The 12,256-nt window shown below is 72.5% G+C and carries 9 protein-coding genes; 3 read left to right on the forward strand and 6 right to left on the reverse strand.

Annotated elements, in window-relative coordinates:
• Nucleotides 1-35: 35 nt before the first annotated feature.
• On the reverse strand, nucleotides 36-1,136 hold the full coding sequence (locus ABT009_RS31715) for a citrate synthase 2 (RefSeq protein WP_351302659.1): 1,101 nt from the start codon (nucleotides 1,134-1,136) through the stop codon (nucleotides 36-38).
• A 498-nt stretch (nucleotides 1,137-1,634) separates the two neighbouring features.
• On the opposite strand from ABT009_RS31715, the gene pdxH reads away from it, so the two are divergent.
• Nucleotides 1,635-2,273, forward strand: coding sequence for a pyridoxamine 5'-phosphate oxidase (gene pdxH, locus ABT009_RS31720; protein WP_351302832.1), 639 nt, complete (start codon nucleotides 1,635-1,637; stop codon nucleotides 2,271-2,273).
• A 1-nt stretch (nucleotide 2,274) separates the two neighbouring features.
• Here pdxH and ABT009_RS31725 read toward each other — a convergent pair whose 3' ends face one another.
• Nucleotides 2,275-3,132, reverse strand: coding sequence for an alpha/beta fold hydrolase (locus ABT009_RS31725; protein WP_351302662.1), 858 nt, complete (start codon nucleotides 3,130-3,132; stop codon nucleotides 2,275-2,277).
• A gap of 610 nt (nucleotides 3,133-3,742) precedes the next feature.
• Nucleotides 3,743-4,435 (reverse strand): iron-dependent transcriptional repressor DtxR, encoded by a 693-nt coding sequence (locus ABT009_RS31730; protein ID WP_351302665.1) that lies wholly within the window; start codon nucleotides 4,433-4,435, stop codon nucleotides 3,743-3,745.
• 326 nt (nucleotides 4,436-4,761) lie between these two features.
• On the opposite strand from ABT009_RS31730, the gene ABT009_RS31735 reads away from it, so the two are divergent.
• Nucleotides 4,762-5,598, forward strand: coding sequence for an SIS domain-containing protein (locus ABT009_RS31735; protein WP_351302668.1), 837 nt, complete (start codon nucleotides 4,762-4,764; stop codon nucleotides 5,596-5,598).
• A 121-nt stretch (nucleotides 5,599-5,719) separates the two neighbouring features.
• Here the strand turns inward: ABT009_RS31735 and ABT009_RS31740 are convergent, their stop codons facing one another.
• From ABT009_RS31740 to ABT009_RS31750, 3 genes are all read right to left on the reverse strand, one after another.
• The gene (locus tag ABT009_RS31740) at nucleotides 5,720-7,111 is read right to left on the reverse strand and encodes a PAS domain-containing protein (RefSeq protein WP_351302671.1); all 1,392 of its coding nucleotides are present in this window, start codon (nucleotides 7,109-7,111) and stop codon (nucleotides 5,720-5,722) included.
• A 514-nt stretch (nucleotides 7,112-7,625) separates the two neighbouring features.
• Nucleotides 7,626-9,608, reverse strand: a complete 1,983-nt coding sequence (locus ABT009_RS31745; protein ID WP_351302674.1) for a hypothetical protein — start codon at nucleotides 9,606-9,608, stop codon at nucleotides 7,626-7,628.
• Between the two features lie 229 nt (nucleotides 9,609-9,837).
• Nucleotides 9,838-11,220, reverse strand: coding sequence for an NsdA family TPR-like regulatory protein (locus ABT009_RS31750; protein ID WP_351302677.1), 1,383 nt, complete (start codon nucleotides 11,218-11,220; stop codon nucleotides 9,838-9,840).
• A gap of 253 nt (nucleotides 11,221-11,473) precedes the next feature.
• On the opposite strand from ABT009_RS31750, the gene ABT009_RS31755 reads away from it, so the two are divergent.
• A complete protein-coding gene (locus ABT009_RS31755; protein ID WP_351302680.1) occupies nucleotides 11,474-12,181 on the forward strand; it encodes a bifunctional DNA primase/polymerase in 708 nt (235 codons plus the stop codon).
• The last annotated feature ends 75 nt before the right edge of the window (nucleotides 12,182-12,256 follow it).

Here is a 12,256-nt window from a genome sequence, read left to right on the forward strand (position 1 = left end):
GGGTGCGCACGCACGTTCCGCGCCGTGGACGCCGATCAGCGCGAGATGCCCTCGTACCCCCCGATCTCCTGCAGTCCCCGCGGCCCCGGCCCCACATACCGGGCCGACGGCCGCACCAGGCGCCCCGTCCGCTTCTGCTCCAGGATGTGCGCCGACCAGCCGGCGGTGCGGGCGCAGCTGAACATCGACGTGAACATGTGCGCCGGGACCTCCGCGAAGTCCAGGACGATGGCCGCCCAGAACTCCACGTTCGTGGCGAGCACCCGGTCGGGGCGGCGGGCGTGCAGCTCCTCCAGGGCCGCCTTCTCCAGGGCCTCGGCGACCTCGAAGCGCGGGGCGCCCAGCTCACGCGCCGTGCGCCGCAGCACCCGCGCGCGCGGGTCCTCGGCCCGGTAGACGCGGTGCCCGAAGCCCATCAGCCGTTCGCCCCTGTCGAGGGCGTTCTTCACGTACGCCTCCGCGTCGCCCGTGCGCTCGATCTCCTCGATCATGTGGAGCACGCGGGAGGGTGCGCCGCCGTGCAGCGGCCCGGACATGGCGCCCACGGCGCCGGACAGCGCGGCCGCGACGTCGGCGCCGGTCGAGGCGATGACGCGGGCGGTGAACGTGGAGGCGTTCATGCCGTGCTCGGCGGCGGACGTCCAGTACGCGTCCACGGCCGCCACGTGCTTGGGGTCCGGCTCGCCCCGCCAGCGGATCATGAACCGCTCGACGACGGAGTGCGCCTTGTCGATCTCGCGCTGGGGCACCATCGCCAGCCCCTGCCCGCGCGCCGACTGCGCGACGTAGGACAGGGCCATGACCGCGGCGCGCGCGAGGTCCTCGCGGGCCTGCTCCGCGTCGATGTCGAGCAGCGGTTTCAGGCCCCAGACGGGGGCGAGCATCGCGAGCGCGGACTGGACGTCCACGCGGATGTCGCCGGAGTGCACGGGGATGGGGAACGGTTCGGCGGGCGGCAGACCGGGGTCGAACGCTCCGTCGACGAGCAGACCCCAGACGTTCCCGAACGAGACGTGGCCGACCAGATCCTCGATGTCGACGCCCCGGTAGCGAAGGGCGCCGCCCTCCTTATCCGGTTCGGCGATCTCCGTCTCGAACGCGATGACTCCCTCGAGTCCGGGTACGAAGTCGGACATCAGGCGGCTCCTCACGATGTGTGCGACTGACGGTAGGGACAGACCGGAGTCGTTCAGAAGCGGGCTTCAGTGGGCTTTGGCGGGCTTCGTGTCCCGTTCCAAACGGTCGGTTCCGAAAATTCGCGGTCCGGATCGGTCACACCGGTGATGCCCCGTGTGGCTGGCGGTCACCCAACCGATTCGGCAGCAGGACCCTATCCCTTAGTGCCACCTTTGGGGAGTCCTCGCGGCACTCAGTGCCACATAACTCACAGTGCCACTTCGCGCGGTCCGCCGCCTGTTCGGCGGATGAAGGCCCGGGTTTCAGGGGGATGCAGCGGAATTTCAGTGGCCGCGGGGCCCGGGCTCGGGCCCACGGTGGTGCGTCCGGGTCTTGATCCACGGACTCCCGGCCGGACACGTCCCTTCGTACGGCAAGATGACCGCGTGAACGACCGTGCCCCTGCCGACCGCACCGCCCACGACGCCGACGCCTTCGAGGCCCCCGACCCCGCCGCGATGCGCGCGCACTACCGCGCCCAGGGGTTCGACGAGGCCGACCTTGCCGCGCACCCCATGGAACAGTTCGGGCGCTGGTTCAAGGAGGCCGTGCACGCCGCCGAGCTCGGGGGCATCTACGAACCCAACGCCATGGTCGTCTCCACGGCCGACGCCGAAGGCCGGCCGAGCTCCCGAACGGTGCTCCTCAAGCAGTACGACGAGCGCGGCTTCGTCTTCTACACCAACTACGAGTCGCGCAAGGGCCACGACCTGGCGGCCAATCCGCACATCGCGCTGCTCTTCCCCTGGCACCCCATGGCCCGCCAGGTCTCGGTCACCGGAACGGTCACCCGTACCGGCCGCGGCGAGACCGCCGCGTACTTCCGCACCCGGCCGCACGGCTCCCAGCTCGGCGCCTGGGCCAGCGCCCAGTCCTCGGTGATCGCGTCCCGCGCGGAGCTCGACAACGCGTACGAGGAGCTCTACACCCGCTACCCGGAGGGCGAGCGGGTCCCGGTCCCGCCGCACTGGGGCGGCTTCCGCGTCTTCCCGGAGACCATCGAGTTCTGGCAGGGACACGAGAACCGGCTGCACGACAGGCTGCGCTATGTCTACCGCGAGGACGGCACCTGGCGGATCGAGCGGCTCAGCCCCTGAGTCACTCGGCGAGCACGCGGTTCAGGAACGGCTCGACGGCCGCGCGCCACGCCTCCGGCTGGTCGTAGTGGACGAGGTGGCCGGCGTCGGCCACCTCGGCGTACTCGCCCTTCGGCAGGACCCGCACCATCTCCTGGGCCTCGGCCCTGCCGAGCTCACCGTCCAGGCCCCGCACGACGAGCGCGGGGCACTCGACCTGCGCGAGCTCCTCCCAGTGCGCGTCGTACACCCAGGTCTCACGTGTCCTGAGCATCTGCTCGGGCTCGAAGACGGGCCGCCAGCCGTCGGCGGACTCGGCCATCACCTCGGCGTAGAACTCGCCGCGTGACGGATTGGGCCGCTCCACCCAGGGGTCGTCCTCGCCGAACCACTTGCGTACGTCGGCGAGGGTCGCGAAGGGGACGGGCCAGGCCTTGAACCAGCTCTCCCACTCGCGCTGCGACGCCGTGCCGAGTGCGGAGGCGCGCATGTCGCAGATGACCAGGCCGCGGACCAGGTCGGGGCGGCGGGCGGCGAGCTGCCAGGCGGTCAGGGCGCCCATGGCGTGGCCGATGAGGACGACGGGGGCGAGACCGAGCTGGACGATGGCGGCCTCGGCGTCCTCGACGTAGACCTCACGGGTGTAGGGGCCCTCGGCGGGCTTGTCGCTCCGGCCGTGGCCGCGCTGGTCGAGTGCGACCGCGCGATGCCGCTCGGCGAGCCAGCGGGCGCTGGACGCCCAGTGCGAGGCGCGGCCCATGAGGCCGTGGAGTAACAGCATTCCGGGAACACGCTCGACCTCTCCCGTCTTGGGAGGGTCGGCGAACTCCCAGGCGGCGAGGCGTACGCCGCCCGCTCCCGTCACGTCGATGCGCACCATGGTCTGGCACCCCCCTTGTGTGTTTGCCGTTCCTGTCGCGTCAGGCCCGAGCGGCTTCAGCGGCATTCACGTACGGGCACGCTATCGAACCCCCATTCGAAAGCGTGCCTTTTGTCGCCAACACCCCTCTTTCGGGTGACCGCTCCCAAGGATTGACCGGCGCGGCCGAGGGGAGATCTTCTGCGGGAGGCGGACCGCTCGGGGATACCGGTCCGAAGGGGGACGACCCTGAGAGCTCGGGGCTCCGGGTCGAAACAGGGGGAGACAGGCCCCGGCGCCGATCGGCGCCGGGGCCTTCCGTCTGTCTGCGCGGTCTGCGGCACATCCATGCGCCCCCTCCCGACCGGGCTGCCCGACCCGGTCCGACTGCGACCCGACCCGGTCCGGAACGGTCAGGACCTCAAGTCGTGTGCCTCACGACAGCCTGGCACGCAAAAGGTCCGGCCGCTGCCATTCCGCACACTGAATCTCGGATTCGGGTGGATGTCCGAAAACCGCCCACGTCACGCGGACGTCCCGCCCACGTCACGCCGACTTCCCCGCCGAGTTCGCGGCGGGTTCCCAGGCGCTGCCCGCCTCAGCGACGCCTCCAGGACGCCTCAGGAACGCCTCAGCGCTTCGCGACGAACACGTGCGAAGCGATGCCCGAGTCCAGCTCCGCCGCCTCGCCGCTGCTGCCCACCAGCACCCCGCCGGCCGACTCCGTCACGCTCACCACGGAACCGGGCTGCACACCCGCCCGCCGCAGCGTGTACATCAGCTGCGCGTCCGTCTGGATCGGCTCCCCGATGCGGCGCACCACGACCGTCTTGCCGTCGCTGCCCGGGTCCAGGTCGGCCAGGGACACCATGCCCTCGTCCAGGAACGGATCCGCGTGGTCCTTTTCGCCGAGCTCCTCCAGGCCAGGGATCGGGTTGCCGTACGGCGACTCGGTCGGGTGGCGCAGCAGCTCCAGGACGCGGCGCTCGACCGCCTCGCTCATCACGTGCTCCCAGCGGCAGGCCTCCGCGTGCACCTGCTCCCACTCCAGGCCGATCACGTCGACGAGCAGGCACTCCGCGAGCCGGTGCTTGCGCATCACGCGCGTGGCCAGCCGGCGGCCCTCCTCCGTGAGCTCCAGATGGCGGTCACTGGCGACCGCCACCAGTCCGTCGCGTTCCATACGCGCCACCGTCTGGCTGACCGTCGGCCCGCTCTGATCGAGCCGCTCGGCGATCCGGGCGCGCATGGGGACCACACCTTCCTCTTCCAGCTCGAGGATGGTGCGGAGATACATCTCCGTGGTGTCGATCAGTCCGGACATACGTGCCCCTCGTTAGCTCTGCCAGTGGCGCGACGGCTCACCGGCTTGTGCGCTGGCCCTGACTCAATTCTGACGCATCCCACCGACAACCGTGCCGCGCCGGGAAAACCACGCCGACGGACCGGGACGGCAGCCCGCGTCGGCAGCCCGCGCCGACGTGCTGGACCGGGCCCCGTGTCGAACGGATACCGACGGCCCGGCCGGGTGCCCGTACCGACCAGGTACGTCTTGACACGCCACCGACCAGGACAGCACCGTGAGGCCGGACGCGGCGGAGGACACCGCCGGCGAAGGGTGATCGCGTGACGGACGGGGGAGCAACGCGGATGAGCGAGAGCAAGCCGGCCGGGCAGTTCGGCGAAAGCAAGCCGACCGGGCAGTACGGCGACAGCGAGCCGACCGGGCAGCGCGGCGACAGCGCGCCGGCCGGGCGGTACTTCGACGCCGCCATCGGCCTGCTGCAGCAGGTCCGCGACGAGGAGGCGGCGAACATCGCGGCCGCCGGCACCCTCATCGCCGACACCGTCGCCGCCGGCGGCCGCCTCTTCGCCTTCGGCGCCGGACACTCCTCGCTCGCCGCCCAGGACGTCGTCTACCGAGCCGGCGGCCTCGCCCTGATGAACCTGCTCGCCGTCCCCGGCACCGTCGGCGTCGACGTCATGCCCGCCACCCTCGGCTCCGCCCTGGAACGCGTCGACGGACTCGCGAGCGCCGTACTCGACACCAGCCCGGCCCGCGCCGGCGACACCCTCGTGATCATCTCCCTCTCCGGACGCAACGCACTGCCCGTAGAGATGGCCATGCATGCCCGCACCCTCGGCCTCAGGACCATCGGCGTGACCTCGGTGGCGTACGCGAGCGAGACGAAGTCCCGGCACGCGTCCGGCACCTACCTCAAGGACAACTGCGACATCGTGATCGACAGCAAGATCGCGATCGGCGACGCCGAACTCGCCACCGAAGGCATCGAGGCGCCCTTCGCCCCCGCCTCCACCGTCGTCACCAGCGCACTCCTCCAGGCCGTCATGGCCACAGCCGCAGGCGAACTCGCCGCCCGCGGCATCGAACCCCCGCTCCTGCGCTCCGGCAACGTCGACGGCGGCCACGAATGGAACGCGCGCGTACTCACCGAGTACGCGGACCGGATCTTCTACCGGCACTGAGCGCCGCCTTCTACCGCCGCTGTGCGCGGCCTTCTGCCGGGGCTGTGCGCGGCCTTCTTCCGACGCGAGCGCCGCCTTCTACCGGCGCTGAGCGCCGCCTTCCACCGGTCACTACCGACCCTTACTGCTCCAACGCCCGCGCCAGATCCAGCGCCGCCGCGATCCGCACGGCAACGCTCTCCGCGTACATCGCATCCGCCCGCTCGAACGCCGACCGGCTGCCGCCCCGCAGAAACGTCACCACCCCGAGCGTTCGCCCCCGACTGCGCAGCACCGCACACAGCGCATGCACCGCATCGTGCGGCCACTGCCGCTCCGCGGCCCACTCCCGCGCCCGCTCGGGCGTCGACGCACCTGCACTCGCCCGCACCGACCCGGCACGCTCCACACACTGCAGCGCCGGATGCCCCTCCCTGTAACGCACCGGCAACCCCGCCCCCGGCGCCGGCATACTCGGCCCCGGCGCACCGGCAGGCGTGGCCGTCACCCGCACCAGACGCACCGGTTCCCCACCCGCGTCCGGCTCGCCGGCCACCGGCTCGCCCACCACAAGATCGATCAACGCATGATCGGCGAACCCCGCCAGCGCGAAGTCCAACTGGATCGTTGCCGCCTCCGCCGGATCCTCACACTCCCCGGCCGCCCGCGCCGCACGGTGCAGCTGGTTCGCCCGGAAGCGCAGCTGCGCCGCCTCCTGCTCCGCCTGCTTCGACTCCGTCACGTCCTGGAACAGCCAGCCCACACCCAGCGGCACCGGCTCCTCCGCCAACGGCGACGCCAGCCGCAGGAACCCACTCCGCCAGCACCGCCGCCGCTCGCCGTCCCGCGTACGCACCGTCACCCACATCTCCGCGGGCGCAGGCGGCGTACCCTCCGCCAGCACATGCGTCAGAGCACTCTCCAGCTCCTCCGCACCCTGCCCCAGCAGCTCACCGAGCGGCCGCCCCAACGGCGCCGTACGCCCCGAACCGAGCGCCCGCGCCGCATGCGCGTTGACCAGCGCAGGCCGCAGATCGGCATCCACCAGCACGACACCCCACGACGCGTCCTCGAACAACGCCTCGCTCAGAGCGATCGACCGCTCCAGATCGATCTGCGCATGCACCTCGCTGAACGCGCAGTACACACCGGCCGGCTTACCGTCCTGCCCCCGCACCGCCGCCGACTGCGTCCGTACGAGCACCCGCCCGCCGTCCTTCGTCAGCAACGCGAACTCGTGCACCTGCCGTCCCGGCGCCTGCATCGCCGACAGCAGACGCCCCTCGACCTCCTCGGCATCCGCCGCCCGCACCGCCCACCCCGCGAGCCCCCGCCGCCCGACCGCCTCCGCGGCCGACCAGCCGAGAATCCGCTCGGCCTCACGGTTCCAGTGCGTCACCACTCCGTCCGCGTCGAACGCGCACAACGCCGCGTCCATGCCGTCGAGCAGCGCCGCAAGAAGATCCGAACCATCCCGCTCGGGCTCCGGGGGCCCCAGCTCGTCCGTGGTCCCACTACGCCGGGAAGCACTCACCTGGCACCCCCTGCAGGCCGTGTCCGCGTGTACTGCGCCGTGTACTGCTGCGATTACTCCGATGCGTGCCGCACTACGTGTACCGCACCACGGATCATTCAACTCGAACGTGACCCAGCACACATAGAGTTCCCGGGAAATCGTTGCGCGCTGGAGATTCGAGTGCCGGAACCCGCCCGGTCCTCTTCGTCGCCGACATCTCGGAAAATCCCTTGAGGGGTGCCGGATGCCGTGCCTAGGGTGTGACTACTTCGGAAGGGAGGTGGTTCGGCAGATGAATGGATACCGGACGGAAGAGGTGGCTGCGGGCTAGCGGCCCGTCACCACATCGAGTGCGGTGCCGGACCAGCGCGCGAGCTGAGCGCGCAGCCGGCCAATTCCACGCAGTCACCCGACCCGCGGGCCGCCGGTACGTCCGGCCGGCTCCCTCCTCGGAGGGACCATGGCCCGCGGGTCGTCTGCGTTCCGGCCCGGGCACGTTCCCCAGTCCGGGCCCCGTCCCCAGTACCGGCGATCAGAGCTGGTAGGGCTTGCGCTGCGTCAGGTCGTACTGCAATGCGATGGCGTTCCAGAGTGTGGCGGCCTTGGTCTTCTGTGTGGTGGCGGTGCCGCTCGCGCGGTTGCCCGCGCGCTGGTTCGCGGTGACGCGGGCCTCGCCCTTCCTGCAGCCCTTCTTGCCGGCGACCTCGTCGGCCCATGCGGCGTAGTGGTTGTCCGCCGAAGCGGAGGCCTTCCAGGCGTTGTTGAGCGCGGTGGTCAGCTGGGCGTTGTTGGGAAGCTTGTCGACGGAGAGCTGCGCGAGGCGTGTGACGAGGTCGTTGCGCTGCTTCGCCGCGTTCCGCAGGTCGGTGGCGGCCTGGCCGAGGTTGTTGCAGGCACGGACGTCGGCGACGGCCTTGATCACCGCGTCGCGGCTGTTGTTGCTGTCCGCGAGCAGCTTGTCGAGTGCGACTGCCTGCTCCCTGGTGGGGTCGGCGGTCGGTGACGCGGACTCGCTGGCGGGCGCGGTCGCGGACACGGCTTTGCTGTCGTCCTTCGTGTCGTCGCCGCCGGCGCCGAGGAGAGCGCCCGCGCCGATGCCGAGGACCGCGATGCCGATGCCTGCGGCCGCGACGAGCGGCAGCTTCGAGCGCGTACGGCCGCTGCCGCGGCCCTCGGACGCCTGGCGTGCGGCGGCGCGTCCGCCGGTTTCGGGAGCGGCGGCACCGTAGTGGCCCCCCGCAGCCGTCGGCGGCTGGAAGCGCGGCAACTGCTGCGTGGCCGCGGGCCCTTCGCTCTCCGGCTCGGCACGGAAGAGGCTGTCGAACTCGGCCGGGGGCGCCTGCCGGTCGCCGGGCGCGCCGGGCCGGATGCCGTACGGGGCGCCGGGCGGCGGTGCGGGCACGGGGGCGATGTACTGCGTGGGCTCGCTGTCGGGCCCGGTCCCCGCGGTGGCGCCATTGCGCGGCGCGCGCCCCAGGTACTGGGTGGCGTCGGCGGCGGCCTCGGGCGGCAGCGCACCGGGGGCCACGGGCGGGATGTACTGCGTGGCGCCTTCGTCGAAGCCCCCGGCCGCCCCGGCCTGCGCTCCGGTGCCCGCCACGGGCGGCATGTACTGCGTCGCCTCGGCGGATGGATCAACGGCGGGCGGGAGGGCCGCGCCGTGCGCGTCGGGTGAGAGTGCAGCGGTGGCCTGTCCGGCGGGGAGCGGCGGGTTGCCCTGCCCGTGGGGCGGCTGGGGGCCGCTGCCATGCCCGTGCCCGGGGCTGGGGACGACGGCGGGCAGCGGGCCGGCGTCGCCGGCCACGGGAAGGGGTCCGCCGTGACCGGCTGGGGGCAGGGCCCCGCCCTGACCGGCTTGAGGAAGCGGGCCGCCATGGCCGGCCTGTGCAAACAGGCCTGCCGCCGGACCTGCTTGGGGACCGGCGGAGGGCAGCTCCATACCGAAGCCGGTCGACGGGGCGGGCGGAAGCGCTCCGCCGTACCCGCCGGCCGACGGCAGCGGTTCACCCGGGACGCCGCCCGGGCCCGCAGCGCCCTGGTCGGAGGTGGGGAAGGCGTTCGTCGGCGGCAGCGGTGCGGGGCCGCCTCCTGGCTGGTGAGCGCCCGGTACCTGGGGCCCGGCGTGCTGTGCGCCGGGGTACGGGCCCGCAGTCAGAGGCTGCTGCGGAGGCTGTGCCGCGTCCCACGGCGCCGAGGACGGGGCCGTGGACGCGGCGGTGGCGTCGGGAGCCGTCTCCCAGCCCGGGACGCCCCCGTAGGGAGTGCCCGGTGCCCCGGCGCCCTGACCGGTGGCTGCTCCCCACTCGTACCCGGACGAACCGGACGTGGGAGGGGCGGGCGGTGCCTGCTCCGGGCCCCACGGCTGCCCCCAGGGGCGGCCGCCGGCCGGGGCCGTCTGGTCGCCCGTGGTGCCCGGCAGCAGCGGCTCGCTGCCGTCGGCGGGCAGCACGATGCCTTCTCGCACGGGACGTGCCGCCGGAAGGCGCGGCTCCTCGCCCTGTCCGCTCTGCGTCACCGGGACTCCTACGACTGGGGTACTTACGGAATCGTCGGTTCACGCTACCGGGTGGCCCCAGGGCGATGCCATGCAGCTCAGGACGTTACTGCGGACACACCAGCCGCAGTAACAAAACCCGCGGGCCCGGCGCTGTATTCGCGCCCTTCACGACCCCGCTACGCGCCCGCCCGGTCCAGGCAGGCGGCACGCGCCCCGATGGCTCCGTCCGCCGTTGCAGCCGTACCCCTCACGCCGCCTGCAGCTCCAGCCGTGCCCCGAACTCCCGTACCACCGGTTCGTCGCGGTACGGCGCCAGGCGCTCCTGGAAGTCGTCCAGGTACTCCGCGCCCCGGTTCGACCGCAGCCCGCCGAGCAGTTCGATGGCCCGCAGCCCGGTGTGGCAGGCCTGTTCGACCTCGCGTTTCTGGACCTGTGCCGTCGCGAGGAGCACCAGTCCGATCGCGCGCCGCCGCACGCGTGACTGCGGGTGCCTGGCGAGGGACTCCTGGGCCTGGCGCGCGGCGGCGTCCGGTTGCCCCAGGTCCCGGTGGCAGTGCGCCAGTTCGTCGGCCAGATACGCCTCGTCGAAGTGGGCGATCCATGCCGGGTCGTCGCCGGAGCCGGGATCGGCCTGTTCCATCGCCGAGACGGCCTTCCCGATCACGGCCTGGGCGGCCCGCGCGTCCCCCATCAGCGCGTGTCCGCGGGCTTCGGCGGCGTAGAACATGGCCTGCGCGCGCGGTGTGACCCGGCCGCGCGCCCCCTCCTGCGCGGCGCGTGCGAGCTGTGCGATCTCGCGGGGGTTGCCGAGCTGGGCCGCGAGGTGGCTCATGGACGCGGCCAGGACGTATCCGCCGTAGCCGCGGTCGCCGGCCGCCTGTGCGAGCCGCAGCGCCTGGATGTAGTAGCGCTGGGCGAGCCCCGGCTGGCCGGTGTCGACCGCCATGTAGCCCGCCAGCTCCGTCAACCGCGCGACGGCGGCGAAGAGGTCCCGCCCGACGGCCTCGCGGTACGAACCGGCCAGCAGCCCGGAGACGACGCTGTTGAGGTAGTGGACGACGACCGGCCGTACGTGCCCGCTGCCGTACTGGTGGTCCAGGTCAACCAGCGCCTGGGTCATCGACCGCACGGCTGCCACGTCGGCGGGCCCCACGCGCGGCCCGGCGGCCCGCGAGACCTGCGGATCCGGCCCGGAGATCAGCCAGTCCCGGCTGGGCTCGACGAGCGCGGACGAGGCGACGGACGAGCCGGACAGGAAGTCCCGGCGCCCCACGTCGCTGCGGTACAGCTCGCAGACCTGCTCGATGGCGCCCAGCACTGTGGGCGAGAACTGCAGACCGACCCCGGCCGCCAGGTTCTTGCCGTTGGCCATGCCGATCTCGTCCACCGTGACGGTGCGGCCCAGCTTGCGGCCCAGCGCCTCCGCGATGATCGCGGGCGCCCGTCCGCGCGGCTGCTGTCCGCGCAGCCAGCGGGCCACCGACGTCTTGTCGTACCGCAGGTCGAGCCCGTGCTCCGCGCCGCACATGTTGACGCGGCGGGCCAGGCCCGCGTTGGAGCAGCCGGCTTCCTGGATGAGCGCCTGCAGCCGTTCGTTCGGCTGCCGCGCGACGAGAGGCCTTGCGGCCATGGCGTGTACCCCCTGTGGCTACGGTGCCTGCCCGTGCACCGGAAGAGTCGTGTCCGCGAAGATCAATGCCCCACGGACAAACGGAAGATGCGCGATATGGGAGATATGCCGGGGTAAGTGATGTTGCAACCCCACAGCTGCCTACCCGTCCCCTGGCGCCGATCCTCATGCGCGCCCCGGCCGTGCACCCGTGCGCCCCGGATGAAGGAACGATGCGCCGATGTACGGGGTGCGGCGGCCGTAACCCTTGCGGATGACCGGAGTTGAGGCCGTCGTGGATGAGATGACCATCGGAGTGACGTCAACCGCGCAGATCCCCAAGCAGCGCGGAGCAGCCCACGACACGGCACGCGGCACCTCACTGCTGGAGACGGCCGTGAGTTACGCGGAAGAGCGCCACTGGGACGTGTTTCCCGGCACCTGGCTGGAGGCCGCCGAGGGCGTCCAGCGGTGCTCCTGCGGTGACCCGGCGTGCGAGGCGCCCGGCGCCCACGCCGCCCGCGAGGACTGGCCCACGCAGGCGACCGGGAGCGCGACCGGCGCGCGCCGCCTGTGGTCGAAGCAGCCCACGGCATCGATCCTGCTGCCCACAGGGCGCTCGTTCGACGTGCTCGACGTGCCCGAGACCGCCGGCTTCCTCGCTCTGGCCCGCATGGAGCGCATGGGGCTCACGCTGGGCCCGGTGACCCGCACCCCGGACCGCCGGATGCACTTCCTCGTGCAGCCGGGCGGCGCGGCCAAGGTCACCGATCTCGTGCGGAAGCTGGGGTGGTCGCCGCTCGCGCTGGACCTCGTCGCCCTGGGCGAGGGCTCCTATGTCGCGGCGCCGCCGACGCGGGTCGGCGGGCGCGGGGCCGTCCAGTGGGCCTGCCGTCCCACCGTCTCCAATCGGTGGCTGCCCGATGCGGAGGAGATCATCTCGCCGGTGGCGTATGCGTGCGGGCGGGACGGCAGGCGCTGAGGCCTCCGCCCGGGTCTCGGTTCGGCTGAGGTCAGGCGGCCGACGTCCGGCCGAGATCCGTCGCCCCCACGGAAC

It is taken from the genome of Streptomyces sp. NPDC002896 (assembly GCF_040295225.1).
Lineage (GTDB): Bacteria > Actinomycetota > Actinomycetes > Streptomycetales > Streptomycetaceae > Streptomyces.